Origin of the sequence: Pectobacterium peruviense, assembly GCF_003312355.2 — a bacterium.
Lineage (GTDB): Bacteria > Pseudomonadota > Gammaproteobacteria > Enterobacterales > Enterobacteriaceae > Pectobacterium > Pectobacterium peruviense.
On the sequence record NZ_CP161826.1, the window covers coordinates 682,366 to 708,977 of the forward strand.

Consider the following 26,612-nt stretch of genomic DNA (forward strand, 5'->3'; position numbering starts at 1 on the left):
GCATAAAAATGAATTTTTATGCGTTACTCCATGTGGTTTATTTTTGACCGTTTCTGCTTGCCTTTAAATGCCTTACGGTTTTTCATCCATTTCAGGTGCGATTCTAATGCCTGTGCTTAGACAGTTTTGCTGATTTTCTGCGGCTTCAAACAGTATTTTCTAATCTGGCCGTAAATCCGCTGGCGATAGTGCTCGGTGCCCGTTAACCTGATGTTATTTTTATGTCGTCAGAATCAAAAAGAGAGAGACCTTATGAAGGATTCATCCATCCGTATTGCGGTTGTAGGCGCGGGCGGCCGTATGGGACGCCAGCTGATTCAGGCTATTGATCAAATGGACGGTGTGGCATTGGGCGCAGCGCTGGAGCGTTCTGGCTCATCCCTGCTAGGAAGCGATGCTGGTGAACTCGCCGGACTGGGTAAAAACGGTATTACCGTGAATGAAAGCCTGGATGCAGTACAGAATGATTTCGACATTTTGATCGACTTCACCCGCCCGGAAGGCACATTAGCGCATTTGGCATTTTGTCGTCAGCATCGTAAAGGCATGATTATTGGGACAACCGGCTTTGATGATGCAGGCAAAGCGGCGATTAAGCAGGCTGCGCAAGATATCGGAATTGTGTTTGCGGCGAACTTCAGCGTCGGTGTCAATGTCATGCTGAAGCTGCTGGAAAAAGCCGCCAAGGTCATGGGCGACTATACTGATATCGAAATCATTGAAGCACACCACCGCCACAAAGTGGACGCGCCGTCTGGCACCGCGCTGGCGATGGGCGAAGCGATTGCTGATGCGCTGGGACGCGATCTGAAGTCCTGTGCCGTGTACGCTCGTGAAGGTCATACAGGCGAACGCGATCCGAAAAGTATTGGTTTTGCTACCGTACGAGCGGGTGATATTGTCGGCGAACATACGGCGATGTTTGTTGATATTGGTGAACGCGTTGAGATTACCCACAAGGCATCCAGCCGTATGACGTTTGCCAATGGTGCAGTAAGGGCCGCTATCTGGATTAACACGAAGGAAGCTGGTATTTTCGATATGAGAGATGTGCTTTCTTTGGATAATTTGTAGTATTTTATTTTTTAATAAAAAATACATCTAGCTGAAAAGGGTGGATATTTTAACGTTCACCTTTGTTTTTATCTGGTTCGTTTCTATTTGATTCCATCATGCTTTTTTATTTGTATTTTATTCCATTTTTTAGTGATGATTAACTCATCTTACTCCTTAAATGCCTTTTGCTGGTGATTCTCTAGCCTTATTTTAACAATGTGGCTTCGCAACCGTTTACTTATCTGAGTTGATAGGGCTTTTTACGTCAGTGGGCGGTTATTTATTCCGGAAAGCATAAAAATAAGAGAAAAAAAGCGGTTTGGGTAGACAATTGGGAAGACCATCATTAAAATGCGCCCAATTTGCCAAAAATTGGCCTTACAGGTAGTTTTTGCATTGATTTAGTGGCTCGAATCTGAATTAATATGCAAATAACGTGATTTTTTATTCCTTGGAGGGTGTTTTGATTAAGTCAGCGCTATTGGTTCTGGAAGACGGAACCCAATTCCACGGTCGGGCCATTGGGGCAGAAGGATCGGCAGTGGGGGAAGTGGTCTTCAATACGTCGATGACCGGTTATCAAGAAATCCTTACTGATCCTTCCTATTCCCGCCAGATTGTCACTCTCACTTATCCCCATATCGGTAATGTCGGCGCTAATGCCAACGATGAAGAATCCCCCTCAGTACAGGCTCAAGGTCTGGTTATTCGCGATTTACCTCTGATTGCCAGCAACTACCGAAGTGAAGAAAGCCTGTCTGAATACCTCAAACGCAACAACATCGTCGCCATCGCCGACATCGACACCCGTAAATTGACCCGCCTGCTGCGTGAAAAAGGCGCACAGAATGGCTGCATCATCGCGGGTGATGCGCCTGATGCTGTTGTGGCACTGGAGAAAGCGAAAGCCTTCCCTGGGCTTAAGGGGATGGATCTGGCAAAAGAAGTGACGACGGCAGAAAGCTATAGCTGGTTACAGGGAAGCTGGACGCTGGAAGGCGAATTGCCTGCGGCGAAAAACGAAAGCGAACTGCCTTACCACGTGGTGGCTTATGACTACGGTGTGAAACGCAACATTCTGCGTATGCTGGTGGATCGCGGCTGCCGCCTGACTGTCGTTCCGGCGCAGACACCTGCTGAGGACGTACTGAAGCTTAATCCAGACGGTATTTTCCTCTCTAACGGCCCGGGCGACCCGGAACCGTGTGACTACGCGATTCGCGCGATCAAAACCTTCCTGGAAACGGATATTCCGGTATTCGGTATCTGTCTGGGTCACCAACTGCTGGCACTGGCGAGCGGTGCGAAGACCATCAAGATGAAGCTGGGTCACCACGGCGGTAACCATCCGGTCAAAGATCTGGATAACAACTGTGTGATGATCACCGCGCAGAACCACGGCTTTGCGGTTGATGAAGATAACCTGCCTGACACGCTGCGCGTCACGCATAAATCCTTGTTTGACCATACGGTTCAGGGGATTCACCGCACGGATAAGCCAGCGTTCAGCTTCCAGGGGCACCCAGAAGCAAGCCCGGGCCCGCATGATGCTGCGCCGCTGTTCGACCACTTTATTGACTTGATTCAGACTTACCGTTCTTCAGCTAAATAATCAGGAGCGAGAAAATGCCAAAACGTACAGATATTAAAAGCATCCTGATTCTGGGCGCAGGCCCGATTGTCATCGGCCAGGCGTGTGAGTTTGACTACTCGGGTGCACAAGCGTGTAAAGCCCTGCGTGAAGAGGGTTACCGCGTTATTCTGGTGAACTCCAACCCAGCAACCATCATGACCGACCCGGAAATGGCCGATGCGACCTACATCGAGCCGATTCACTGGGAAGTGGTGCGTAAAATTATTGAAAAAGAGCGTCCAGATGCGGTGCTGCCGACAATGGGCGGCCAGACGGCGTTGAACTGTGCGCTGGAACTGGAACGCAAAGGCGTGCTGGCGGAATTCGGCGTGACCATGATTGGTGCAACGGCGGATGCGATTGATAAAGCAGAAGATCGCCGCCGCTTCGACGTGGCGATGAAGAAAATCGGTCTGGATACCGCACGTTCCGGTATTGCACACAATATGGAAGAAGCGCTGGCTGTCGCAGCTGACCTCGGCTTCCCGTGCATTATCCGTCCTTCCTTTACGATGGGCGGCACCGGTGGCGGTATCGCTTATAACCGTGAAGAGTTCGAAGAGATCTGTGAACGCGGACTGGACCTTTCTCCAACCAAAGAGCTGTTGATCGATGAATCACTGATCGGTTGGAAAGAGTATGAGATGGAAGTGGTGCGTGATAAGAACGACAACTGCATCATCGTCTGCTCAATTGAAAACTTCGATGCGATGGGTATCCACACCGGTGACTCCATCACCGTTGCGCCAGCGCAAACGCTGACAGATAAAGAATATCAAATCATGCGTAACGCCTCGATGGCGGTACTGCGTGAAATCGGTGTAGAAACTGGCGGCTCTAACGTTCAGTTCTCGGTAAACCCGAAAACCGGTCGCCTGATCGTTATCGAAATGAACCCACGTGTATCACGTTCTTCTGCGCTGGCGTCCAAAGCGACGGGCTTCCCGATTGCGAAAATCGCGGCCAAACTGGCCGTCGGTTATACGCTCGATGAGTTGATGAACGACATCACTGGTGGTCGTACGCCAGCGTCTTTCGAACCCGCTATCGACTATGTTGTTACCAAGATTCCACGTTTTAACTTCGAAAAATTTGCCGGTGCCAATGACCGTCTGACCACACAGATGAAATCTGTGGGTGAAGTGATGGCGATTGGTCGCACACAGCAAGAATCCTTGCAGAAAGCACTACGTGGTCTGGAAGTCGGTGCGACTGGCTTCGATCCGAAAGTCGATTTGGATGACCCTGAAGCGTTGACCAAGATCCGCCGCGAGCTGAAAGATGCCGGTGCCGAGCGTATCTGGTACATCGCGGATGCTTTCCGCGCGGGTATGTCTGTCGATGGTGTATTTAACCTGACCAACGTTGATCGCTGGTTCCTGGTGCAGATTGAAGAACTCGTGCGTCTGGAAGAGCAGGTTGCAGAAAAAGGTATCACCGCGCTGGATGCGGATTTCTTACGTGCGCTGAAGCGTAAAGGCTTTGCTGATGCGCGTCTGGCAAAACTGGCTGGCGTGGCGGAAAGTGAAATTCGCAAGCTGCGCGATAAATTCGACCTGCATCCAGTCTATAAGCGTGTCGATACCTGTGCGGCTGAATTCTCGACCGATACGGCGTATATGTACTCCACGTATGAAGAAGAGTGTGAAGCCAACCCGACTCAGGATCGTGACAAAATCATGGTACTGGGCGGCGGGCCTAACCGTATTGGACAGGGGATCGAGTTTGACTACTGCTGCGTCCATGCCTCTCTGGCGCTGCGCGAAGATGGTTATGAAACCATCATGGTCAACTGCAACCCTGAAACGGTTTCAACAGACTACGATACGTCTGACCGCTTGTACTTCGAACCCGTAACGTTTGAAGATGTACTGGAAATCGTCCGTATCGAGAAGCCAAAGGGCGTTATCGTGCAGTACGGTGGCCAGACGCCGCTGAAATTGGCTCGCGAGCTAGAAGCCGCTGGAGTACCGGTTATCGGAACTAGCCCAGACGCGATTGACCGTGCAGAAGACCGCGAGCGCTTCCAGCAGGCCGTCAATCGTCTGGGGCTGAAGCAACCGTCTAACGCCACGGTAGCGACGATTGAGCAGGCGGTAGAAAAAGCGCGTGGCATCGGCTACCCGTTGGTCGTCCGTCCTTCTTATGTTCTGGGCGGTCGCGCGATGGAAATCGTGTATGACGAAATCGACCTTAAGCGTTATTTCCAAAACGCGGTTAGCGTATCCAACGATGCCCCCGTTCTGTTAGACCGCTTCCTTGACGATGCTATCGAAGTTGACGTCGATGCCATTTGCGACGGCGAACGTGTACTGATTGGCGGCATTATGGAACACATCGAGCAGGCAGGGGTTCACTCTGGTGACTCGGCTTGTTCACTGCCAGCTTACACGCTGAGCAAAGAAATTCAGGACGTGATGCGTCAGCAGGTTGAGAAACTGGCATTTGAACTTTGCGTTCGCGGTCTGATGAACGTGCAGTTTGCGGTGAAGGATAACGAAGTTTATCTGATTGAAGTGAACCCACGTGCTGCGCGTACCGTACCGTTTGTCTCGAAAGCGACGGGTGTCCCGTTAGCGAAAGTTGCCGCGCGAGTGATGGCAGGCAAAACGCTGGCTGAGCAGGGCGTCACCAAAGAAATCATCCCGCCGTATTACTCGGTGAAAGAAGTGGTGCTGCCGTTCAACAAATTCCCTGGCGTTGACCCGATTCTGGGGCCAGAAATGCGTTCGACCGGTGAAGTGATGGGCGTTGGCCGCACGTTTGCTGAAGCGTTTGCCAAGGCGATGCTGGGCAGCAGTTCACACATGAAGAAAACCGGACGTGCACTCCTGTCGGTACGTGAAGGTGATAAGGCTCGCGTGGTGGATTTGGCGGCCAAGCTGCTGAAGCACGGTTTTGAACTGGATGCGACGCACGGCACGGCGATTGAACTGGGTGAGGCTGGCATTAATCCGCGTCTGGTGAACAAGGTGCATGAAGGTCGTCCGCACATTCAGGACCGTATCAAGAATGGCGAGTACACTTACATCGTTAACACCACCGCAGGGCGTCAGGCGATTGAAGACTCTAAGCTGATTCGCCGCAGCGCGCTACAATACAAGGTGCACTACGACACGACGCTGAACGGCGGTTTCGCCACAGCCATGTCGTTGACGGCAGATCCGACGGAGAAGGTCACTTCCGTACAGGAAATGCATGCGATGATTAAGGGCTGATACCTTACTTCGATAGGGTTATAAGCTGAAAAATGAAGCCAGCGTTGGTAACAGCGCTGGCTTTTTTGTATTTTTTGTTTAGCCTGAAATCTTTTCTCCATCACTATGTTTCAACCCGATATTGAACAGATTTTTCATGCCCGAAGCGAAGGTAAGGTGATGTCCAGAACGCAGCGTTTACTCGATCTTTTACAGATATTACGCCATCACCGTTTTCCCGTAACGGGAGCATATCTGGCTGAAAAATTAGGTGTGAGCCAGAGGACCCTCTATCGTGATATTGCCACGCTGCAATTGCAGGGAGCGCATATTGAGGGAGAAGCTGGATTGGGATATATCTTGCGTCCGGGGTTCATGCTCCCCCCGCTGATGTTTTCAGAAGAGGAAATTGAAGCGTTGGTGTTGGGTATGCGCTGGGTAGCTAGAAGGACGGATGAGCGTTTGGGGGAAGCGGCCCGTGATGCGCTGATGAAAATTGCTGCGGTATTGCCATCGGAACTGCGTGACGCGCTCGACTCTTCTGGATTATTAGTGGGTAAGGCGGAATTTACTCCATCTGTTGTGATCGATTTATCAGCCTTGCGCCACGCTATCCGGGCAGAGCGTCGTACTGAGATTGCTTATTGCGACCTTCAAGGCAATGAATCTCTCCGCATTATCTGGCCGTTTGCATTGGGGTTTTTCGATCAAACGCATGTGATTGCTGCCTGGTGCGAACATCGCCAGCAATTCCGCCATTTCAGAACAGAGCGTATCCGTGGCATGACGGTTTTGGAGCAACGCTATCCTCGTTGTCGTCAGCAACTGCTAAAAGAATGGCATGAAAAAGAAGATATTCCCCGGCAGTAATGACTACTGACAAAAATTGGCAGCAGTGCGTACTACGATGCATTCAGGCAAGCAGAAGCCTTCTGCTTATTACTCACCTGATTCAAGGTAATCTCTGATGAACGCACCAAATCTTGTCCTTTTATATGTAGAAGATGCCGTTACCAGTGAATGTTTCTATCGTGAACTCTTTGATTTTCAGCCCGTTGAGAAGTCGGAGAACTTTGCGATGTTCGCTTTTGACTCTGGGTTGCTATTGGGATTGTGGTCTAAGCATGAAGTTAAGCCGGTAGCCCAACTGGCGGGCGGCGGTAGCGAATTAGCCATTCGTGTCGAGAGTGAGGATGCATTGAACACGATTTATGAAAGCTGGAAGGAACGGGGTATTACTATCGCTCAGGACATCATCCAAATGGATTTTGGCCTGACGTTCGTGGCACTCGATCCCGATCACCACCGGCTACGTGTTTATCATGCCAGCTACTGAGCCAGCGTCAGAATAAAATCAGCAACACCTTTCCAGTGAAAATTGGAAAGGTGTTTTTACATTAAGCCAAGCGGTTGCATATTAACCAGCACTTTACAGCTATCAGCCCAACGCCACTTTGATACCTAACGCGATCAACACCGTTCCCAGTAGCTTATCGACCAGTTTCTGCACTTTAGCTAATCCTCGGCGTACCGGTTCGCTTTGGAAAAGCACCACCAACAGCGGCCACCAGACGAGAGAGAGCAGCCAGATAATCATGGCGTACCACAGTTTTTCACCGATGCCTGAGTGAATATTCAGAACCTGGGTGAACATCGCCAGAAAGAAGAGTGTGGCTTTCGGGTTAAGCAGGTTGCAGAGATAGCCTTGTAGGAACGCTTTTTTCAGGCTGACGCTTTGCTGTGTGAGGTTCGATACGTCCATTTTGCTTCCGCCGCGCGCGAATAGCGCTTGAATACCGATCCAGATCAGATAGGCGGCACCCGCATATTTCAGTACATTAAACAGCCACGGCGTAGTGGTGATGACGACAGCTAGCCCGGCGACGCAGTACGCCATGTGGGTTGCTACGCCGCAGATTACGCCAAAGGCGGTCATCATTGCAGCAGCACGTGGATAGCGCGCCGCATTCCTGATAACGAGGAAAAAGTCGGGGCCGGGAGAGAGCATCCCCAGCGTGGCGATGGTCGCGACAAACAGTGATGTTTCTAACATGGTCATTCCAGGCAGTGAAGAAAGAGAGGGCCGAGGGAAATCATAGCGCCAGAATAATGAATTCGCATCACACTTATTGGTTATTCGGCGGCGATATGTTAACAATTGTCCTTTAATTTTTTGTGGTTAATTTCAGGGGCGGATTAGATAACAACATGGTCAGTGAACGTGAGAACCGTGAACCATTATGTGGCGAAAAACGGATGGGTGAAGCGGCACAGCAGCGGGAAATAACCCGATTGTGCATCCAATGTGCGCTGCTGCTGTTACAGCATGGCGCAGAAAGTATGGTCGTAGAGCAGTTGTCTTCAAGGCTTGGCGTGGCATTGGGTGCTGATAGCGTTGAGAGTTCAATCTCGGCAAATTCAATTGTCTTGACCACCATCATGCAAGGGCATTGCCTGACGTCGACGCGAAAGAACGTGGATCGCGGCATTAATATGCACGTTGTGATTGAAGTGCAGCATGCGGTCATCATGGCCGAGCATAAACTGCTGGATGTGGCGGGTGTGGAGAAGCGTCTGGGAAATATTAAGCCACTGCGTTACCCGCGTTGGCTGATGGTTTCCGTTGTCGCGCTCTCCTGCGGCTGCTTCAGCCGTTTGAACGGCGGCGGGTGGGATGCCTTTATTGTCACCCTGATTGCCAGCGGTCTGGCAATGTATGTCCGTCAGGTCTTTACCGGACGACATCTGAATCCGTTGATCAACTTCTGTATTACGGCATTTGTCGCCACGTCGGCGTCAGGGCTGTTGATGCGTTTGCCTGCTTTTTCTCAGACGTCGACGGTAGCGATGGCGGCAAGTGTGCTGCTGCTGGTCCCCGGTTTTCCTCTGATCAACGCCGTGGCGGATATGTTTAAAGGGCACGTGAATACCGGTCTGGCACGCTGGACGGTGGCGAGCTTACTGACGCTGGCAACCTGTATTGGTGTCGTGATGGCGATGTCGCTGTGGGGGTTACGCGGATGGGCTTAAGTTTACTGTGGGCACTTTTGCAAGATATGGTGCTGGCTGCGGTTCCTGCGTTGGGATTTGCAATGGTCTTCAACGTGCCGCTGAAAGTGCTACCTTACTGTGCGCTGTTGGGCGGCGTCGGGCACGGCGTACGATTTCTGGCGATACATTTCGGCATGAATATCGAATGGGCGTCGTTTCTGGCGGCGATCCTGATTGGTATCACTGGCATCCGCTGGTCACGCTGGCTGCTGGCGCATCCGAAAGTCTTTACCGTGGCAGCCGTGATCCCGATGTTTCCCGGTATTTCTGCCTATACGGCGATGATTTCGGTGGTGGAAATTTCGCATCTTGGCTACAGCGAGGCGCTGATGAGCGTCATGATGACCAATTTCCTGAAGGCCAGCTTTATCGTCGGAGCGCTGTCTATCGGTTTGTCTTTACCGGGAATCTGGCTCTACCGTAAACGGCCGGGGGTATAAACCACGTCGGAGCACTCTTATATTACGTTTCGGTCTCGTCTCCATATCGACGAGTGAAAGGGCTTTCCGTATAGTGTCAGCAATTTTCTGACCTACAGGGTTTTTCACCATGGTTATTAGTTTGATTGCTGCACTGGCAGTGGATCGCGTGATTGGCATGGAAAACGCGATGCCGTGGCATTTGCCCGCCGATCTGGCATGGTTTAAGCGCAATACGCTTAATAAGCCGATTATTATGGGGCGTAATACCTTCCGCTCTATCGGTCAGCCGCTGCCCGGCAGACTGAACATTGTCGTCAGCAATCATCCAGGTGATGACGAGCGCGTGACCTGGGTCTCTTCGCTGGACGCCGCGTTGGCGGCGGCAGGTGAGGTTGAGGAAGTGATGGTGATTGGCGGTGGCAGTGTCTATCAGCAGATGCTGTCGCAGGCTAACCGTCTCTACCTGACGCATATTGATGCTGAAGTGGAAGGCGACACGCATTTCCCTGACTACGAGCCGGATGAATGGCAGTCTGTTTTCAGCGAATTTCATGATGCTGACGAGCGTAACTCACACAGTTACTGCTTCGAAATTCTGGAACGCCGCTAGGAGCACTTTCCTGCGATAACGTTCCGTCGGTAATACGACGAATAGCCCAAACCCGCCTCGCTGCGGGTTTTTTCGTTTTCTGGCTAGGTGTTAATCCACTACCTGACAGCTCTCCCAAATGGCTTTTCTCAGCCAGCGATGTGCTGGTTCGCTCTCGCGACGCGTATGCCATACCTGCTGGAAGGCAAAATTAGGGATCGTGAACGGCGGCGGAAAAATGTGCAAATCTGGCGTATTGATTCGGGCCATGCTACGCCGCGCCGCGGTTAAAACCAGATCGGTACCGGCAATAAGATTGATGGCGGCATGCCAGTGGGGCAATGTCAGCACAACATTGCGCGTTCGGCCGCTTGCTGCCAGTGTGCTGTCAATTTCATTAGCCGAATCAGGATGCATCGTGACCAGAATATGTGGCCGCGCCAGCCACGCGTCAAACGACAGCATACCGTTTTCCGGCAGTGTGGCACGGTCGGCCAGACAGGAAAAATGCTCTTCAAAGAGAACCTCGGCGTGTACCTCGGGCGGGCGCTCAGGGAATACGCCGAGGGCTAAGTCGATTTCTCCATCGATCAACTGTGCCAGCATCATTTCACGGCCAGCATGGCTGACAGCCAGTGAAATACTGGGAGCCTGCATGCGCAAATGCCGCATGAGCGTTGGCAACACCGCATTGGTACCGTAATCAGAGAGGGCCAAACGGAAATGTCGCGTGCTATGGCGCGGATCGAATGATGGGGTTTGTATCAACACATTCAGCTGTTCAAGCGCGTGTTCCAGCGGGCCGAGTAGCGCCTGAGCCCGGGTCGTTAGCGTCAAACCAACCTCACGCCGGACTAATAGCGGATCGTTAAAAATCTGACGCAGCTGTGATAATGAATGGCTGACGGCAGGCTGGCTGCGGTGCAGGCGCAGCGCTGCTCGCGTGACGTGTTTTTCCGTCAGCAAAGCATGAAGCGTTAGCAGCAGATTCATGTCGATACGACGCAAATCATCCATTCTATGAATGCCTTCTGTATGAATTACGAATTTCCATCAGTTTAATGGATGCTTGAGTATTGGAACATCTCAATGACGTTGTGCATTTCATATTGTGAGCCAGGGGGTTCCATGTCGTTATTTTCTTCTTTTTCTCTTTCACTGCTGTTGCCACTGGGTATTGCTGTGCTTGCCGGGAGCATTGTGCCTTTTCAGGCCGCCAGCAATGCGGCGCTGGGGCGTTCGTTAGGCCATCCGCTGTGGGCAACGCTGGTATCTCTGCTGGTTAGCATCTGCGTGTTGTTGCCGATCTTGTTTGCTGCTCGGGTACCCGTTCCAGCGGTTGGTAATGCCTTACAGGGATCGTGGTGGATCTGGCTGGGTGGGGTGGCGGGTGTTGTTTATATCACTGCCGCGTTATTACTGACGCCACAGCTTGGTGCTTCAGGCTTTATTGTCTGCGTGATTGTCGGTCAGGTTGTGGCATCGCTGATTATCGATCACTTTGGTTTGATGGGGCTGGCGGTAAAGCCCGCGACGCTGGGACGAATAGTCGGCGTCGCGTTAATCGTTATGGGTATGCTGGTGGTGCAATGCTCCGCGACTTCTCAACCGCGAGTGACACAGGCTGTTGAATCTCAGAAGTCTTCATATTGAGGAGTACCTCCGAATGTGGGTCATTTAGGCTCGTTTTTAGGGGAAACACAGGGGGGAGGTTCCCGTAGGGACGCCTCACCCCTGTGGTCACCCCGTGTATCTCGAGCTTTAAACGATTGGCGTTAGGGCATCTCCTAGCTTTCCAACGCTTGCCGGTCACATTTCCGTCACCTGCCATCGTTAGTATAGAAACACGCTGTCGCTCGCGTAGTTAAATCGAAATATACCCGTAATACTTCAAGCTGCATGTGCGTTGGCCGCGCTCACTCACCCGAATCACTTACCTGAGTAAGCTCATCGGGATTCCTTCCCTTGCCGCCTTCCTGCAACTCGAATTATTTGGGGTATATAGTTAAATTGAAATGTGGTTAATTCGAAATACATGTAAATCACTGTGTTTGATAGGTAGGAGACAGTACATATGACAAACAGAAGCAGCAATCTGAATACTGACCGTTTGAGCGACCCACGCCGCCGCGAATTACCGTCAGGCGGTGTAGAGGCTGTTGGTCTGGCGGGGTTTCTTGGTGGCGGCATCTGGTCGATTCCCGCCGAGGCGTTAGCCGTTCCGTCATCCAAAAAGAGTCAGTCTGGGATGACCTTCCCCTTTCTATGACACTTTCCTATTTCGGTGAGAATAGTACGGCTGGCGATGAGGTAAATGCATCCGTGCACCTACTTACTGAGTTAGAGCGTTATATCACCTGAGAGTTCGGTGTTTGATGAGAGTGACGGTTGCGTGAAATAACGCTTATCGTCCCAACGCAGCATAGTTAGTTCTCCCCCCCAACAGCACCCGGTATCCAGCGCATAAATGTTTTCCGGCGTGCCTTTCCCTTCCAATGATGCCCAGTGGCCGAACACAATAGCGTATTCCCCAGCGATCTGGCTTGGTAAATCAAACCACGGTTTTAGCAGAGAAGGTGCCTGATTAGGCGGCTCTTTACACAGCATATCCAACTGTCCGCCGGAGAAGCAGTAGCGCATACGGGTAAAGACGTTGGTGCTAAAACGCAGACGAGCCAGACCGCTAAGCTCTGGGCTCCAGTGGTTCGGCATATCGCCATACATGGCATCGAGGAAAAGCGGGTAGCTATCGCTGCTCAGGATCGATTCGACTTCGCGCGCGCACATGAGTGCTGTCGGCAGATCCCACTGTGGTGTGATCCCCGCGTGCGCCATGACTAGCTTCAGATCGTCATCCACCTGCAAGATCGGCTGGCGACGTAGCCAGTTGATTAGCTCGTCGGCGTCCGGTGCGGTGAGAAGGTCGTTGAGACGATCTTTCGGCTTATTACGGCTGATACCTGCATAAACGGCTAGCAGGTGCAGATCGTGATTGCCCAGCACCATACGGACAGATGGACCCAGAGAACGAACGAAGCGCAGAACCTGAAGTGAATCCGGCCCGCGTGCGACTAAATCGCCAGTTAGCCAGAGCGTATCTTGCTCAGGATTAAAGGAAACTTGCGCCAATAGCGCTTTGAGTTCAACTAAACACCCGTGAACATCGCCAACTAAATAAGTAGACATAATTAATGTATCAGTGAAGAGATTGCCAGTCGGAAGACGGGGATTGGGACCTGAAACGCTTTACCCTGATGGTCAACCATGTGGTAGTGGCCTTCCATCGTGCCGAGAGGCGTTTCTATGACTGCACCGCTGGTATATTGGAACTCGCCGCCAGGCTGGATAATCGGCTGTTCACCGACTACGCCTTCACCTTGAACTTCGGTTTGGCGGCCGTTACCGTTGGTGATCAGCCAATAACGCCCCAAAAGCTGGACTTCATGACGCCCCAGATTGCGAACCGTAATCGTGTAAGCAAACACGAAACGCTCTTCATCAGGCTCCGATTGTGATTCCACATAGAAGCTCTGAACCTGTAAACAAACACGGGGCGCATTAATCATGATGAACTCCAGTTATTCCTGTTTTGCCGGATGCTCGCTTAACCAGTTTGCCAATCGGCAGTATTGCTCAACGGTCACATTCTCGGCGCGGCTGGTGACATTGATACCCAGCTCGGTGAGCGTTTCTGGGGTGAACAGGTTGCCGAGACTGTTACGCAATGTTTTACGGCGCTGGTTAAACGCTTCCGTGGTGATGCGGCTCAGCACGCGAATATCACTGACCGGGTGGGGAATTACGGCATGAGGCACAAGCCGCACTACGGCAGAATCGACTTTAGGCGCTGGCTTGAATGCTTCCGGTGGCACTTCAAGCACCGGTATTATCTGACAATAATACTGTGCCATAACGCTCAGACGTCCGAAGGCTTTGCTGTTCGGCCCTGCCACCAAACGGTTAACCACTTCTTTCTGCAACATAAAGTGCATGTCGCGGATAGATTGAGTATAGGTGAACAGATGGAACATGAGCGGTGTGGAAATATTATACGGCAGGTTGCCAAAAACACGCAGTGGCTGCCCGGCCTGTTCAGCGAGCGCGGCGAAATCGATCGTCATGGCGTCTTGCTGAATAATCGTCAGCTTATCTTTTAGCGTCGGATGCTTTTCCAACCGTGCTGCCAGATCCCTGTCCAGCTCAATGACAGTAAAACGATCCATTCTGTCGCCGATCGGCGCCGTCAACGCGCCGAGCCCCGGACCGATTTCTACCACAGCCTGACCCGGCTGAGGATGGATGGCCGAAACGATGCTATCGATCACGAAATGATCGTTTAAAAAGTTTTGCCCAAAACGTTTACGGGCGAAGTGACCTTGGTGTACGCGATTATTCATTACTATTCTTTATCATTTTAATGGCAAGATTTAATGCCGTGATGAAGCTACCAGGCTCTGCGCTACCGGTTGCGGCCAGCTCTAGTGCTGTACCGTGATCGACCGACGTGCGGATAAACGGTAGCCCCAGTGTGATATTAACAGCGCGCCCGAAGCCCTGATATTTCAGAACCGGGAGCCCTTGATCGTGATACATCGCCAAAACGGCGTCAGCGTGTTGCAGATACTTTGGCTGGAAAAGGGTATCGGCAGGCAACGGCCCAATCAGCGTGATGCCTTGTTGCCGAAGCTCGTCCAGTGCTGGATTAATCACATCCAGCTCTTCACGGCCCATATGACCGCCTTCACCGGCATGAGGATTCAATCCACAAACATAGATCTGTGGTTGAACGATGCCGAATTTTGTCTGCAAATCATGATGTAAGATCGTGATGACTTCATGCAGGCTCTGGCGGGTAATTGCCGCAGAAACGGCAGCAAGCGGTAAGTGCGTGGTCGCTAAAGCGACGCGCAACTCTTCCGTCGCTAGCATCATGACGACACGGTCACAGCTGCTGCGATCGGCGAAAAACTCAGTGTGCCCGCTGAAAGGGACACCAGCATCGTTGATAATGCCTTTATGTACCGGGCCGGTAATCAATGCGGCGAACTCGCCGTTCAAGCAACCATCACAAGCACGGGCTAATGTTTCAACGACATAAGCGCTGTTAGCCACATTCAATTGACCCGCAATGACGGTTGCTGGTGCGGCGATCGGCAGGATGGTGAGACTACCTGCCTGTTGTGGCTGTGCGGGCTGGCCAGATTGATAGTCACGCAGCGTCAGCGGCATAGACAGCTGCAATGCGCGAGTTAATAACAGGTCAGGATCCGCACAGATCACAAGCTCTACAGGCCAGGCCTGCTGCGCCAGAGCAATCACCAGATCGGGGCCAATCCCGGCGGGTTCGCCGGGGGTGATCACAACGCGTGGTGTATTGCTCTTAGTCTGCATTAGTTAGTGGCGCCATTAATCACTTTGACATAAGCCGCTGCACGCTGTTCCTGCATCCAGGTTTGCGCTTCTTCAGCGAATTTACGATTAAAGATCATACGATACGCTTGCTCTTTTTGTGCGGCGTCAGTTTTATCAACCTGACGGGTGTCCAGCAACTGAATCAGGTGCCAGCCAAAAGAGGAGTGAACGGGTTGGCTGATTTCGCCTTTCTTCAGTTTCAGCAACGCATCACGGAAGGCCGGATCGTACATATCTGGAGAAGCCCAGCCAAGGTCGCCGCCCTGATTGGCCGATCCCGGATCCTGAGACAGCAGTTTGGCTTGTGCCGCGAAATCGGTGCTGCCGTTTTTGATCTGCTGTGCAACGTCGGCCAGTTTGGCTTGCGCCTGGCTGTCCGTCATCACGACAGACGGTTTGATCAAAATATGGCGAGCATGCGTTTCAGTTACCGAGACGCTTTTGTTACCGCCGCGAATATCGTTAACTTTCAGAATGTGGAAACCCACACCAGAACGGATCGGGCCGACGACTTGGCCCTTCTGCACCTGTGTTAAGCGTTCAGCAAACAGCGTTGGAATTTCCTGCAACTTGCCCCAACCCATTTGGCCGCCTTTCAGCGCCTGAGAATCAGATGAATAGGTGATGGCCAGCTTACCGAAATCTGCCCCTTCACTGATTTGTTTCACCAGTGACGTAGCCAGATTTTCCGCCTCATCAACCTGCTGTTGAGTCGGGTTTTCCGGTAATGGGATCAGAATGTGGCTTAGATTCAACTCATCATTCTCGCCTGTCTGGTTAGCAATTTGCTTCGCTAACGTATCGACTTCCTGCGGCAGCACGGTAACGCGACGGCGGACTTCGTTGTTGCGCACTTCCGAAATCAGCATTTCTTTGCGAATCTGGCTACGGTAAGTGTTGTAGTTCAGACCTTCATAAGCCAACTGACTCTTTAACTGGTCGATAGACATGCGGTTCTGACCGGCAATATTAGTGATTGCCTGATCCAACTGCTCATCCGTCACCTGGATACCCATCTTCTGCGCCATTTGCAGGATGATATTATCCATGATCAGGCGATCGGTAATCTGATGACGCAACGTGGCATCATCCGGTAACTGTTGCCCGGCCTGCTGGGCGTTCAGTTTCACCGACTGCAAAAGACTGTTTACATCACTTTCCAGTACGACGCTGTTATCGACGACTGCTGCGACTTTATCAACCACCTGTGGTGCTGCGAACGCGGTAGAGGCACTCAGTGCCAATCCGAGAATAAGCGTTCTCCAGTTCTTCATACCTTTCCCATTATTTCATCCGCAAGGCGGGTTAAAGTTCCAACATTTCCGTAAGACAGACTGTTTGTGTTTATCGGCTCAGCACTCTGCATGACATCAGAACGCGCGCTGGTAAGGCAAAATACCCGAGCGCAGCATTTTGTCGGAACCCAGACTGTAATTACTGCTTAAACCACGTAATTCGATATTAAATGACACTTTGTTGTCGTATTCGCTGCTGCGGCTGGCGCTGTTCCAGTCGGTAATTTTACGTTCATAACCGACGCTCACGGCCCAGCAGCAGGTATTGTACTGTAAGCCAATAAGCTGGTTTGCCGGCTGATTGGCCTTGGTGTCGTAATAATAAGCACCCACAACGGCCCAACGTTCGACGATCGGCCAACTCGCGGTGACACCAACCTGTGAGATACCTTGCTGGAAGCCAGGGTTCGTGACATTAGGGATCATGTCGCGAATATATTCAGGGCTGGCGTAACGGTAGTTTAACTGTACCAGACGTTCCGCATCACGACGGTATTCTAACACGGCGTCGCCCAGAGCGACTTCGTTCAGACGATTGTCATACTGCAGACCACCACGGACACCCCAGTTGTCATCGATTTTCAGGAAGGAGTCACCTGCCCACACCTGGCTGCCGTTGTTATCACTCTTATCGAGCGACGTATTGCGGTCACCAGTGCGCGGACGATCGAAGTAATAGATTTGACCAATAGAAGCGTTAAAACGTTCAACCAGCGCATCATCATAAATACGCGTGGTGACACCGGTCACAAGCTGATTTGCCGACGCGATACGATCCAGACCGCTGTAGCTGCGATCGCGGAACAGGCCGGAATAGTCGGTCTGCATGAGCGTGGAGTCATAGCTATGGATGCTACTCTGATCGCGATAAGGCACGTACAGATATTGCGCGCGAGGCTCCAGCGTCTGGGTATAGGCCTGCGACCAGTCCATTTCACGTTCAAAGACCATCTTTCCGTCGACTTTATATTGCGGCATGACCCGATTCACTGAGTCTTTCAGTGCATCTTTTGTACTTTGGTCAATGTTTGGTGTCGAGGAAGTACGGTAACGCTCCAGATTATCCTGCTGGTAGTGTGTCGCTAATAGCTTAGCTTCGGTATTGAGGCTGGCCCAGCGGTTTGCCAGCGGGAGATTTAGCGTTGGCTCAATGTGCAGACGAGTCGCTTCCGGCCGGTTGTCGTTGACGTTGGTAAATTTTACCGCCTGACCATAAAGATGCATATCAACCGGGCCGATATCATTCTGGTAATAATTGATATCAAGCTGCGGCTCAGCACGGTAGACATCACGGCTGGTTGCGTTGGAAAAGACTTGGAACCGTCTGGTGGACACCGTGGTATTCCAGTTTTGGTTCGCATAGCCTGCACTGAGCTTTTGGGCGATGTAACCATCGGTGGTCGAACCGTAGGTCGACTCCAGATCGGTAAAGTAGCGGTCGTCGCTGACTTTTGTGTAGTCTGCGTTAAAACGCCACACCTGATCCATCACGCCGCTGTGACCCCAGTGGAACAACCAGCGGGTATCATTATCGTCTTGCGGTGAGGTTTTGGCGTATTCACTGTCGTTAGGTAGCCAGTCGAACTGAATAACGCCAAGGCCCGGTGTGGTCAGATAGCGGAATTCGTTCTGCCACTGCATGCCACGTTTGGTTTGCAGATGCGGCGTGATGGTGGCGTCAAAATTAGGGGCGATATTCCAGTAATAGGGCGTCAGCAGTTCAAAGCCATTGCTGCTACCATATTTCGCATTGGGGATTAGAAAGCCAGAGCGTCGTTTATCGCCGATAGGAAGTTGTAAATACGGGCTGTAGAACACCGGCACGCCACCAATCTTGAAGCGCGCGTTCCAGATTTCAGCAACCTGTTCTTCTCTGTCTTGAATTACTTCCGAACCGACGACACTCCAGCTATTATCTCCCGGCAGACAGGAAGTGAAGGAGCCGTTTTCCAGAATGGTGTAGCGATTGCTGTCACGCATTTTCATTTTGTCGGCGGAACCACGCCCTTGACGGCCCACCATCTGATAGTCGCCTTCGTAGACGTCGGTATCTTTGGTGTTCAGGTTGGCCCAGGCTTTAGGGCCTTTAAGGATGACCTGATTGTCGTCGTAGTGGACATTTCCCGTCGCGGTAATAGTACGCGTAGGCGTGCTACCCTGCGTTGTCGGATCCAACTGGTTCAGCTCCACCTGCTCGGCGGTCATAACGCTGTTACCCTGCTGGATGTTAACATTGCCGATGAATTTGGCGTTGTCGGGATAATTGGCTTCGGTTTTGTCGGCCTGAATATTGACCGGCAGCTGATTGGGATCGCCGGTTACCAGTGGCCTGTTGTACGTAGGTACACCCAGCATGCACTGTTCAGCGAGATCGGCCAGCGCGTGCTGGCTGTAAAGCGCCGACCAAACCAGAGTGGCCAGCAGAGTTGGGAAACTTTTTTTCATACGTGGTATCAGGTGTTCCGTCATCAGGGGCATCATGCCGGCAAACGGTCAGAGACTATATCACTCGTTAGCGTTGCGCCAGTGTTAAATCCCCACCGCCTATACGCACCGCCGTTAGGTGCAAAGATAAATGACAGGTATGATAAAGCAATTTTTGGCTGACGGCATGAGGATTTGAGGAGTATATGCGGTATTGGGGAAAGTTGCTGGGGTTGGCGCTGGGAATTGTCTCAAGTGCTGGCATCTGGGGAATGATCATGGGTTTACTGATGGGGCATTGGATTGACAGAGCCCGGGCATCACGTCGCCGTGATTATTTCTCTGCTCAGTCCACCCGTCAGTCATTGTTCTTTCTCACGACCTTTCAGGCTATGGGGCATCTGACCAAATCCAAAGGTCGGGTGACGGAAGCGGATATCAAGATCGCGACCAAAATGATGGATCGCCTTGAGCTATTTGGTGAGGCCAGAGCTGCCGCTCAACGGGCTTTCCGCGATGGAAAGACCAGTCATTTCCCTTTGCGAATAAAATTACGCAAGCTTCGCGATGCCTGTCTGGGGCGTTTTGATTTAATTAAGATGTTTCTGGAAATTCAGCTTCAGGTCGCGTTTGTCGACGGTGTTCTGCATCCGAATGAACGTCGTGTGCTGTACGTGATTGCTGATGAACTGGGCGTGACGCGTGAGCAGTTTGAGTTTTTTCTGCGAAATATGGAAAGCCCCACGGGGCAGCAGTCTCGGCAGAATCAGTCACGCCAAAACGGTAAATCGCATCAACGTCGCAGCAATAATTATTCCAGCGGCGGCTACTCTAACGGACACTCTTATGGCGGCCAACGCCCGCCCTCTCCGCCACGTGGACCAACGGTCGAAAGTGCCTGTCGTACGCTGGGTGTGCGCAGTAGTGATGATGCCGCGACGATTAAACGCGCCTATCGCAAACTTATGAGCGAACACCACCCTGACAAGCTGGTCGCCAAGAAGCTTTCACCGAGGATGATGGAGATGGCCAAACGCAAAGCGCAGGATATTCAGGCTGCTTATGAATTGTTGAAAAGCGCGAATCAGACAAAATAATCCGGATTCTTTCCCCTTCATTACTTCCCTATTTTACCGCGCCACATTTTATCGCCCCACCAAGCCCGACTTGAAAATACCAACCGCGTGTTTATCTCAGAAATCCGCTTCGCAGCGAAAGTGCATCGGAGTATTGAAAGCTGGATGCGTGATAGCCAGCTCTTGTGCGTGCAGTAAAAGGCGGGGTGCCATCGCTTTGGCATCGGGGGGCGCATAAAACCCATCGCCGAGGATGGGGTGGCCGAGTGCCAGCAGGTGGACGCGCAGTTGATGCGAGCGACCGGTAATCGGCATCAGCTTGACACGTGTTGTACCATCATCGTCACGCGAAAGTACCTGATATTCGGTCTGTGCTGATTTTCCTGTTTCAAAGCAGACTTTCTGTTTCGGGCGGTTCGGCCAGTCGCAGATCAGTGGCAGATCGATGACGCCTTCATCCTGTGCCATATGTCCCCAGACGCGGGCAAGGTAGGATTTCTTAGGTTCGCGTTCACGAAACTGGCGCTTTAATTCGCGCTCAGCGGCTTTCGTTAGTGCGACGGCAATCACGCCGCTGGTTGCCATATCCAGACGATGAACGGATTCGGCCGTTGGGTAGTCAACCTGAATACGGTTCATCACGCTGTCTTTGTGTTCTGGCGCGCGGCCGGGAACCGACAGCAGACCGCTGGGTTTATTCACCACCATGATGTGCTGATCCTGATACAGAATGTGCAACCAGGGATCGGTAGGCGGATTATAGGGTTCCATTCACGCTCCAAAATACGCAAAAAACAGGGACGTCGTTGCTGTTTGATCGAGATACACGGGCCTATCACGGGGCGAGGTATTCCTGCGGAAACCTCATCCCCGTGCTTTCCCTAATATGCTGCTATCCGTACGCTGAAAAACCTGGCTGCCCATCACTACGCATAACGCATAGGACGGGCGGCACATTACTGATGCGTCACCACGACCAGACGGATCGCATCCAGACGCCAGTTGGCCTCGTGCAGGTTGCTCAGCACCTGCTCACGCTGATTTTCCAGTGCAGTCAGCTCATCTTCACGAATGTTTGGATTGACGGCTTTCAGCGCTTCCAAACGTTCCAACTCGCGGCGCAGTTGCAGATCGGCCTGCTGTTGGGCTTCGGTGATGAGCTGGCGCGCCTGCGTTTCCACTAGCGCTTCAGCCTGTTGCAGCATGGCGTGAACATCGGATTGCACTGCATTCACCAGCTTGCTGGAAGTATGACGGTTTACCGCGTTGAGCTGACGGTTGAAACTCTCAAACTCAACCTGTGCTGCCAGATTCGTGCCTTTACGATCCATCAGCAGGCGAACCGGCGTGGGTGGTAGGAAGCGAGTCAGTTGCAAGTGTTTTGGTGCCTGAGCTTCCACAACGTAAACCAGTTCAGCCAACAGTGTACCGACAGGCAGCGCTTTATTTTTCAGCAAAGAAACCGCACAACTTCCGGTATCACCGGACAGCACCAGATCGAGCCCGTTACGGATGAGCGGGTGTTCCCAACTGATAAACTGTGCGTCTTCGCGGGAGAGTGCCTGATCGCGATCGAAAGTGATCGTACAACCGTCCTGCGGCAGACCAGGGAAGTCCGGCACCAGCATATGATCGGATGGCGTCAGAATGATCAGGTTATCGCTGCGATCTTCCTGATTGATGCCAACGATATCAAACAGGTTCAGAGCAAATGTCACCAGATTGACGTCATTATCCTGTTCGGCAATCGCCTGTGCCAACAGCTGAGCTTGTTCGCCACCGTTAGAATGCATTTCCAGCAGGCGATCGCGACCTTGTTCAAGCTGCTGCTTCAGGCTGTCGTGCTGTTGGCGGCAGGTATGGATAAACTCATCCAGTCCCTGTTGTTCACCAACGGTCGTCAATCGCTCGATCAACTGCGTATGGTGGGCATCATAGATGGTGCGGCCTGTCGGACAGGTGTGCTCAAACGCATCCAGCCCTTCGTGATACCAGCGTACCAGCAACGCCTGTGCAGTGCTTTCCAGATAGGGCACCAGAATCTGAATTTCTCTGGCCTGCCCGATACGGTCCAGACGACCAATACGCTGTTCCAGCAGATCGGGGTTGAACGGCAGATCGAACATTACTAAATGGCTAGCAAACTGGAAGTTACGGCCTTCCGAGCCAATCTCTGAACAGATCAGCACCTGTGCGCCTTCTTCTTCAGACGCAAAATAGGCGGCGGCGCGGTCACGTTCCAGAATCGACAACCCTTCGTGGAAGACGGCGGCGCGGATCGCTTCACGCGTGCGCAGCACTTGCTCCAACTGGAGCGCTGTCGCTGCCTGTGCGCAGATCACCAACACTTTTTCATCACGGTTGGCGGTCAGGTAGTTCAGCAGCCATTCCACGCGCGGATCGAAGTTCCACCAGGTGGCATCGTCCCCTTCGAGCTGTTGATAAATTTGTTCCGGGTACAGCATGTCGCGCGCGCGGGTTTCCAGCGGCTTATTCGCATTCATAATGCCAGAAACTTTGATTGCTGTTTGATACTGCGCTGGCAGCGGCAGGCGGATTTGATGCAGGACACGCTGCGGGAAGCCTTTAACGCCTTGGCGCGTATTGCGGAACAACACGCGGCTGGTGCCGTGGCGATCCATCAGCATGGTGATCAGTTCCTGACGCGCCTTCTGGTTATCATCGCTGTCGCTGTTGATGGCTTTCAGCAACGGCTCGATGTCCTGTTCACCCAGCAGATCGCTCAGCGCATTCAGTTCAGCCGTTTGGGCTTTTTCGCCTGCTAATAACAGCGTGACGGCGTCGGCGACTGGGCGGTACTGCTGCTGCTCGGCAACGAATTCTTGATAGTCGTGGAAACGGTTGGGATCGAGCAGGCGTAAGCGCGCAAAGTGGCTCTGTTGGCCGAGTTGTTCCGGCGTTGCGGTTAATAGCAGAACGGCGGGGGTGGCGCGTGCCAGTGTTTCAATGGCCTGATATTCCGGGCTGGGGCTTTCTTCACTCCAAACCAGATGATGGGCTTCATCCACCACCAGCAGATCCCAGTCGGCGTTGACTAACTGCGCAAAACGCTGGGCGCTGCGTTGAACAAATCCCAGTGAGCAGATCACCAGCTGTTCGGTTTCAAACGGATTACTGCTGTCCAGCTTGGCTTCGGCATAGCGCCCGTCGTCAAACAGTGAGAACAGCAGGTTAAAGCGGCGCAGCATTTCGACCAGCCACTGATGTTGCAGGGTTTCCGGTACGACAATCAGCACGCGACTGGCACGACCCGCCAGCAACTGCTGGTGGATGATCATACCAGCTTCAATGGTTTTCCCCAGACCAACTTCGTCCGCCAGCAAAACGCGTGGTGCGTGGCGTTGGCCGACTTCATGCGCGATGTGAAGCTGATGGGGGATAAGGCTGGCACGCATGCCGCGCAAACCGCCCCATTGTTGCAGTGCCTGCTCGTTCTGATGCTTGCGGGCGCGATAGCGCAGGGCAAAGCGATCCATACGATCAATCTGTCCGGCGAACAGGCGGTCTTGCGGTTTGTTGAACGTCAGTTTGCTGTCCAGAAAGACTTCGCGCAGTTCCGCCGGTGTTTCATCGTCCAGGCGTTGGCCGCAATACACCAGCAACCCTTTTTCTTCTCGCACGTCATCAACCTTGAGCTGCCAGCCTTCATGGCTGGTGACGGTGTCGCCGGGATTGAACATCACGCGGGTGATGGGGGCGTCACTGCGGGAATAAAGTCGGTTTTCACCGCTGGCAGGGAAAAGCAGCGTTATCATACGCGTATTGACGGCAACAACCGTTCCCAGTCCAAGTTCGCTTTCCGTATCGCTGATCCAGCGCTGACCAAGTGTAAAAGGCATAAATTCTTAGCTCGATGTCGTTTGTGTCGGGGGAATGTCTGATTACATTATCGGGTGCCAATAATGCTGCTGATGCAAATTCAGAAAGGGCGTTATGGTAATGGATGACGGCGCGTTCGTCACCTCTCAAACTTGCTGTACTGTGAATTAACCGCTTTCATTTAAGATCATCCCATCCAGGCATTTAAAATAATCCCATCTGACCTGTCACCAGTGTAGCAAAATCGTCATGAAGGAAAGGAAGAATGGCGTCCGCGACGGGCTGGAGCTGACGTTCTACATAATGCTGGTAATCCAGATGTGAATGCCGGGTTTCCAGCGGCTCAGGGCCATTGACGGTCATCACATAGCTGATCCAGCCACCGTTTTGGTATTGCAGCGGCCGCCCTTGCTGGCGGTTATAGTCATCGGCGATTTTCGCGGCTCTGGCGTGTGGCGGCACGTTGCGCTGATAATCATCAAGCTTGCGACGCAGCCGTTTACGGTAGATCAGCAGATCGTCAAAATCACCGTTAAGAGTATGGTCGACATAATCCCGCAGCCAGTCTTGATAAGGCTGCTTTTGAAAAATCAGCAGATAGAGTTGTTGTTGAAATTGCTGTGCTAGCGGCGTCCAGTCGGTACGCACGGTTTCCAGTCCTTTGAACACCATCTTTTCGCCTTGTGGCGTGTCAATCAGGCCAGCATAGCGTTTTTTACTGCCTTGTTCCGCGCCGCGAATGGTTGGCATCAGGAAGCGGCGAAAATGCGTTTCAAACTCCAGCTCCAGCGCACTGGTTAACTGCTGAGTATCTTGCAGATGCTGTGTCCACCACTGATCAACGTGTTGCACCAGTGATTTTCCAATCTTTGCGGCTTCCTCTTCGCTATGTGCGTGCTTAAGCCAGACGAACGTGGAGTCGGTATCGCCATAAATCACCTGATAGCCTTGTTCTTCGATCAGCTCACGCGTTTTACGCATAATTTCATGACCGCGTAGGGTGATAGAAGAGGCGAGGCGCGGATCGAAGAAGCGGCAGCCTGTGGCACCCAGTACGCCGTAAAAGGCATTCATGATGATCTTCAACGCCTGTGATAGTGGCTTATTGTTGGTGCGCTTTGCTGCTTCACGCCCTTGCCAGATTTGCTCGACAATCGCAGGTAAACAGTGCTGGTCGCGGGAGAACCATGCCCCGCGAAAACCGGAGACGGCATGCTGAGCGTCTGGATTCTGTGTTCCTACCGCCAGCCCGACTGGGTCGATCAAAAAGGTGCGTATAATCGAGGGGTAGAGGCTCTTGTAATCCAGTACTAAGACCGAATCATACAGGCCGGGACGCGAATCCATCACAAATCCGCCAGGGCTGGCTTCAAGTGCGACTTCGCCCAGATTAGGGGCGACATAACCCATGCGGTGCATGCGTGGTAAATAGAGGTGGGAAAATGCTGCGACGGAGCCGCCGCTGCGGTCTGCCGCCAGCCCAGTGACGCTAGAACGTTCCAGTAAGAAAGGCAACAGCTCGGTCTTGTCGAAAATACGCGTGACCAATTCGCAATCTTGCAGATTATAGCGAGCGAGTGCGGGCTTATCTTCGGCAAAACGGCGGTCAATTTCATCCATCCGCTGATAGGGCGTATCGATGGCTTTGCCTTCCCCCAAGAGAGACTGCGCGACAAACTCCAGACTGAATGAGGCAAAATTCCACGTTGCAGATTTGAGCGCTTCAATCCCGTCAATAATCAGACGGCCGGTTGCGCTAGCAAAGAAATGTCCCTGTTTAAAGCCGTGTTCCCGCCATTCCAGTGCGTGCCCATTACGCCCCAACTGGAGCGGAATGTTGTAGCGCTCGGCATGTTTCTGTAAAACGCGCAGGTCAAACTGCACCAGATTCCAGCCGATGATGGCATCGGGATCGTGCTGTTGCATCCAGGTGTTCAGTTTTTCCAGCAGTAGCGGACGGCTGGCGACGTACTCAAGCGTGAAATCATCGTGTTCGGCAGGCGTACCGTTCGGCGGGCCGAGCATGTATACCTGACGCTGTCCGCAGCCTTCCAGCCCAATGCAGTAAAGCTCGCCGTGGCGGTTGGTTTCGATATCCAGCGACACCAGCCTGAGCGTCGGGCGATAGTCGGGATTGGGTTTCATGCGAGCCTGCGTCAGCAGATTACCTGACGTAGGTGTGCCGCTCAGCCACACGGGTGCGGTGATAAAGCGTTCCATCAGAAAGCGTTCCGGTGGGCGAATATCCGCTTCGTAGATCTGAACACCGCCTTCACGTAGCAACTTTTCCAACCGCATCAACTGCCGGTATTGCGGACAATACAGTCCCAACAGCGGTTGATGATGGAAATCCTGCATGGCGAGCGGCTTTAACTGCCAGCGTTTTTCCTGCTGTAAGAGTGTTCTTGCGCGGGCTTCCTGCTGTGCAGGAATAAAGGCAATGGCCTCTTGTATCGGCAGCCGTGCGAGCAGCGGGCCCTCATCGGTAGCCAGCCAAAATTCAACCTGCGTGCCTGCTGGCGTATCGTTCCAGTGGCGGGTCAGTAGAAACCCCTGACGAACCTGAGTCACTAAGCGGCCTTTTATTTATAGCAAGCGGGAAAGGAAGGATGGTAGG

The 26,612-nt window shown here is 52.4% G+C and carries 22 protein-coding genes; 11 read left to right on the plus strand and 11 right to left on the minus strand.

Going from position 1 to position 26,612, the window contains the following annotated elements; translation table 11 throughout:
• Window positions 1–252 precede the first annotated feature (252 nt).
• From dapB to DUT67_RS03140, 5 genes are all read left to right on the plus strand, one after another.
• Window positions 253–1,074: a 4-hydroxy-tetrahydrodipicolinate reductase gene (gene dapB, locus DUT67_RS03120; protein ID WP_113626861.1), complete on the plus strand. Its 822-nt coding sequence runs from the start codon at window positions 253–255 to the stop codon at window positions 1,072–1,074.
• Window positions 1,075–1,519: 445 nt separating this feature from the next.
• Complete coding sequence (carA, locus tag DUT67_RS03125; RefSeq protein WP_048262497.1) at window positions 1,520–2,668, plus strand: glutamine-hydrolyzing carbamoyl-phosphate synthase small subunit; 1,149 nt, start codon at window positions 1,520–1,522, stop codon at window positions 2,666–2,668.
• A gap of 14 nt (window positions 2,669–2,682) precedes the next feature.
• Window positions 2,683–5,907 (plus strand): carbamoyl-phosphate synthase large subunit, encoded by a 3,225-nt coding sequence (gene carB, locus DUT67_RS03130; protein ID WP_113626860.1) that lies wholly within the window; start codon window positions 2,683–2,685, stop codon window positions 5,905–5,907.
• A gap of 159 nt (window positions 5,908–6,066) precedes the next feature.
• On the plus strand, window positions 6,067–6,756 hold the full coding sequence (locus DUT67_RS03135; RefSeq protein ID WP_113632839.1) for a YafY family protein: 690 nt from the start codon (window positions 6,067–6,069) through the stop codon (window positions 6,754–6,756).
• A 97-nt stretch (window positions 6,757–6,853) separates the two neighbouring features.
• Window positions 6,854–7,222, plus strand: coding sequence for a VOC family protein (locus tag DUT67_RS03140; RefSeq protein WP_113632733.1), 369 nt, complete (start codon window positions 6,854–6,856; stop codon window positions 7,220–7,222).
• Between the two features lie 102 nt (window positions 7,223–7,324).
• On the opposite strand, the gene DUT67_RS03145 is transcribed toward DUT67_RS03140, so the two are convergent.
• Window positions 7,325–7,939: a LysE family transporter gene (locus tag DUT67_RS03145; RefSeq protein WP_010681757.1), complete on the minus strand. Its 615-nt coding sequence runs from the start codon at window positions 7,937–7,939 to the stop codon at window positions 7,325–7,327.
• A gap of 203 nt (window positions 7,940–8,142) precedes the next feature.
• Here DUT67_RS03145 and DUT67_RS03150 point away from each other — a divergent pair, with 203 nt between their 5' ends.
• The 3 genes from DUT67_RS03150 (at window position 8,143) to folA (ending at window position 9,969) form a co-directional block, all read left to right on the plus strand.
• Window positions 8,143–8,916, plus strand: a complete 774-nt coding sequence (locus DUT67_RS03150; protein ID WP_113632840.1) for a threonine/serine exporter ThrE family protein — start codon at window positions 8,143–8,145, stop codon at window positions 8,914–8,916.
• Window positions 8,907–9,377: a threonine/serine exporter gene (locus DUT67_RS03155; RefSeq protein ID WP_048262415.1), complete on the plus strand. Its 471-nt coding sequence runs from the start codon at window positions 8,907–8,909 to the stop codon at window positions 9,375–9,377. The genes DUT67_RS03150 and DUT67_RS03155 overlap by 10 nt, the downstream gene beginning before the upstream one ends.
• Before the next feature lie 109 nt (window positions 9,378–9,486).
• A complete protein-coding gene (folA, locus tag DUT67_RS03160; protein WP_011095362.1) occupies window positions 9,487–9,969 on the plus strand; it encodes a type 3 dihydrofolate reductase in 483 nt (160 codons plus the stop codon).
• 90 nt (window positions 9,970–10,059) lie between these two features.
• On the opposite strand, the gene DUT67_RS03165 is transcribed toward folA, so the two are convergent.
• Window positions 10,060–10,965: a LysR family transcriptional regulator gene (locus tag DUT67_RS03165; RefSeq protein WP_113626857.1), complete on the minus strand. Its 906-nt coding sequence runs from the start codon at window positions 10,963–10,965 to the stop codon at window positions 10,060–10,062.
• Window positions 10,966–11,076: 111 nt separating this feature from the next.
• Between DUT67_RS03165 and DUT67_RS03170 the strand changes: the two genes are divergently transcribed.
• Together DUT67_RS03170 and DUT67_RS03175 are read left to right on the plus strand one after the other, a co-directional pair.
• Window positions 11,077–11,601 carry a DMT family transporter gene (locus tag DUT67_RS03170; protein ID WP_113626856.1) on the plus strand — a complete coding sequence of 175 codons (525 nt, stop codon included), beginning with the start codon at window positions 11,077–11,079 and terminating at the stop codon, window positions 11,599–11,601.
• A gap of 421 nt (window positions 11,602–12,022) precedes the next feature.
• Window positions 12,023–12,217 (plus strand): hypothetical protein, encoded by a 195-nt coding sequence (locus DUT67_RS03175; protein WP_113626855.1) that lies wholly within the window; start codon window positions 12,023–12,025, stop codon window positions 12,215–12,217.
• Between the two features lie 71 nt (window positions 12,218–12,288).
• On the opposite strand, the gene apaH is transcribed toward DUT67_RS03175, so the two are convergent.
• The 6 genes from apaH to lptD all read right to left on the minus strand — a co-directional run bounded on the left by apaH (window position 12,289) and on the right by lptD (window position 19,100).
• Window positions 12,289–13,134 carry a bis(5'-nucleosyl)-tetraphosphatase (symmetrical) ApaH gene (gene apaH / locus DUT67_RS03180; protein ID WP_113626854.1) on the minus strand — a complete coding sequence of 282 codons (846 nt, stop codon included), beginning with the start codon at window positions 13,132–13,134 and terminating at the stop codon, window positions 12,289–12,291.
• Window positions 13,135–13,136: 2 nt separating this feature from the next.
• Window positions 13,137–13,514: a Co2+/Mg2+ efflux protein ApaG gene (apaG, locus tag DUT67_RS03185; RefSeq protein ID WP_113626853.1), complete on the minus strand. Its 378-nt coding sequence runs from the start codon at window positions 13,512–13,514 to the stop codon at window positions 13,137–13,139.
• 12 nt (window positions 13,515–13,526) lie between these two features.
• A complete protein-coding gene (gene rsmA / locus DUT67_RS03190) occupies window positions 13,527–14,345 on the minus strand; it encodes a 16S rRNA (adenine(1518)-N(6)/adenine(1519)-N(6))-dimethyltransferase RsmA (RefSeq protein ID WP_048262407.1) in 819 nt (272 codons plus the stop codon).
• Window positions 14,338–15,339, minus strand: a complete 1,002-nt coding sequence (gene pdxA / locus DUT67_RS03195; RefSeq protein ID WP_048262405.1) for a 4-hydroxythreonine-4-phosphate dehydrogenase PdxA — start codon at window positions 15,337–15,339, stop codon at window positions 14,338–14,340. The genes rsmA and pdxA overlap by 8 nt, the downstream gene beginning before the upstream one ends.
• On the minus strand, window positions 15,339–16,634 hold the full coding sequence (gene surA, locus DUT67_RS03200; protein ID WP_048262404.1) for a peptidylprolyl isomerase SurA: 1,296 nt from the start codon (window positions 16,632–16,634) through the stop codon (window positions 15,339–15,341). The genes pdxA and surA overlap by 1 nt, the downstream gene beginning before the upstream one ends.
• Window positions 16,635–16,730: 96 nt before the next feature.
• Window positions 16,731–19,100 carry an LPS assembly protein LptD gene (gene lptD / locus DUT67_RS03205; RefSeq protein ID WP_113632841.1) on the minus strand — a complete coding sequence of 790 codons (2,370 nt, stop codon included), beginning with the start codon at window positions 19,098–19,100 and terminating at the stop codon, window positions 16,731–16,733.
• A gap of 185 nt (window positions 19,101–19,285) precedes the next feature.
• Here lptD and djlA point away from each other — a divergent pair, with 185 nt between their 5' ends.
• Window positions 19,286–20,176 carry a co-chaperone DjlA gene (gene djlA, locus DUT67_RS03210; protein ID WP_048262402.1) on the plus strand — a complete coding sequence of 297 codons (891 nt, stop codon included), beginning with the start codon at window positions 19,286–19,288 and terminating at the stop codon, window positions 20,174–20,176.
• Between the two features lie 96 nt (window positions 20,177–20,272).
• On the opposite strand, the gene rluA is transcribed toward djlA, so the two are convergent.
• The 3 genes from rluA to DUT67_RS03225 form a co-directional block, all read right to left on the minus strand.
• On the minus strand, window positions 20,273–20,926 hold the full coding sequence (gene rluA / locus DUT67_RS03215) for a bifunctional tRNA pseudouridine(32) synthase/23S rRNA pseudouridine(746) synthase RluA (RefSeq protein ID WP_113632734.1): 654 nt from the start codon (window positions 20,924–20,926) through the stop codon (window positions 20,273–20,275).
• 185 nt (window positions 20,927–21,111) lie between these two features.
• Window positions 21,112–24,015 carry an RNA polymerase-associated protein RapA gene (gene rapA, locus DUT67_RS03220; protein ID WP_113632735.1) on the minus strand — a complete coding sequence of 968 codons (2,904 nt, stop codon included), beginning with the start codon at window positions 24,013–24,015 and terminating at the stop codon, window positions 21,112–21,114.
• Window positions 24,016–24,199: 184 nt separating this feature from the next.
• Window positions 24,200–26,566 (minus strand): DNA polymerase II, encoded by a 2,367-nt coding sequence (locus DUT67_RS03225; protein WP_113632736.1) that lies wholly within the window; start codon window positions 26,564–26,566, stop codon window positions 24,200–24,202.
• Window positions 26,567–26,612: the final 46 nt, after the last annotated feature.

Excerpts from the sequence above, each read along its gene's own strand:
- pdxA (WP_048262405.1), bottom strand. The coding sequence starts at position 15,339 with ATGCAGACTAAGAGCAATACACCACGCGTTGTGATCACCCCCGGCGAA.
- DUT67_RS03135 (WP_113632839.1), top strand. The coding sequence starts at position 6,067 with ATGTCCAGAACGCAGCGTTTACTCGATCTTTTACAGATATTACGCCAT.
- rapA (WP_113632735.1), bottom strand. The coding sequence starts at position 24,015 with ATGCCTTTTACACTTGGTCAGCGCTGGATCAGCGATACGGAAAGCGAA.
- DUT67_RS03145 (WP_010681757.1), bottom strand. The coding sequence starts at position 7,939 with ATGTTAGAAACATCACTGTTTGTCGCGACCATCGCCACGCTGGGGATG.
- dapB (WP_113626861.1), top strand. The coding sequence starts at position 253 with ATGAAGGATTCATCCATCCGTATTGCGGTTGTAGGCGCGGGCGGCCGT.
- DUT67_RS03150 (WP_113632840.1), top strand. The coding sequence starts at position 8,143 with ATGGGTGAAGCGGCACAGCAGCGGGAAATAACCCGATTGTGCATCCAA.
- DUT67_RS03175 (WP_113626855.1), top strand. The coding sequence starts at position 12,023 with ATGACAAACAGAAGCAGCAATCTGAATACTGACCGTTTGAGCGACCCA.
- apaG (WP_113626853.1), bottom strand. The coding sequence starts at position 13,514 with ATGATTAATGCGCCCCGTGTTTGTTTACAGGTTCAGAGCTTCTATGTG.
- lptD (WP_113632841.1), bottom strand. The coding sequence starts at position 19,100 with ATGAAAAAAAGTTTCCCAACTCTGCTGGCCACTCTGGTTTGGTCGGCG.
- rsmA (WP_048262407.1), bottom strand. The coding sequence starts at position 14,345 with ATGAATAATCGCGTACACCAAGGTCACTTCGCCCGTAAACGTTTTGGG.
- folA (WP_011095362.1), top strand. The coding sequence starts at position 9,487 with ATGGTTATTAGTTTGATTGCTGCACTGGCAGTGGATCGCGTGATTGGC.
- carB (WP_113626860.1), top strand. The coding sequence starts at position 2,683 with ATGCCAAAACGTACAGATATTAAAAGCATCCTGATTCTGGGCGCAGGC.
- DUT67_RS03170 (WP_113626856.1), top strand. The coding sequence starts at position 11,077 with ATGTCGTTATTTTCTTCTTTTTCTCTTTCACTGCTGTTGCCACTGGGT.
- DUT67_RS03140 (WP_113632733.1), top strand. The coding sequence starts at position 6,854 with ATGAACGCACCAAATCTTGTCCTTTTATATGTAGAAGATGCCGTTACC.
- DUT67_RS03165 (WP_113626857.1), bottom strand. The coding sequence starts at position 10,965 with ATGGATGATTTGCGTCGTATCGACATGAATCTGCTGCTAACGCTTCAT.
- surA (WP_048262404.1), bottom strand. The coding sequence starts at position 16,634 with ATGAAGAACTGGAGAACGCTTATTCTCGGATTGGCACTGAGTGCCTCT.
- rluA (WP_113632734.1), bottom strand. The coding sequence starts at position 20,926 with ATGGAACCCTATAATCCGCCTACCGATCCCTGGTTGCACATTCTGTAT.
- apaH (WP_113626854.1), bottom strand. The coding sequence starts at position 13,134 with ATGTCTACTTATTTAGTTGGCGATGTTCACGGGTGTTTAGTTGAACTC.
- djlA (WP_048262402.1), top strand. The coding sequence starts at position 19,286 with ATGCGGTATTGGGGAAAGTTGCTGGGGTTGGCGCTGGGAATTGTCTCA.
- DUT67_RS03155 (WP_048262415.1), top strand. The coding sequence starts at position 8,907 with ATGGGCTTAAGTTTACTGTGGGCACTTTTGCAAGATATGGTGCTGGCT.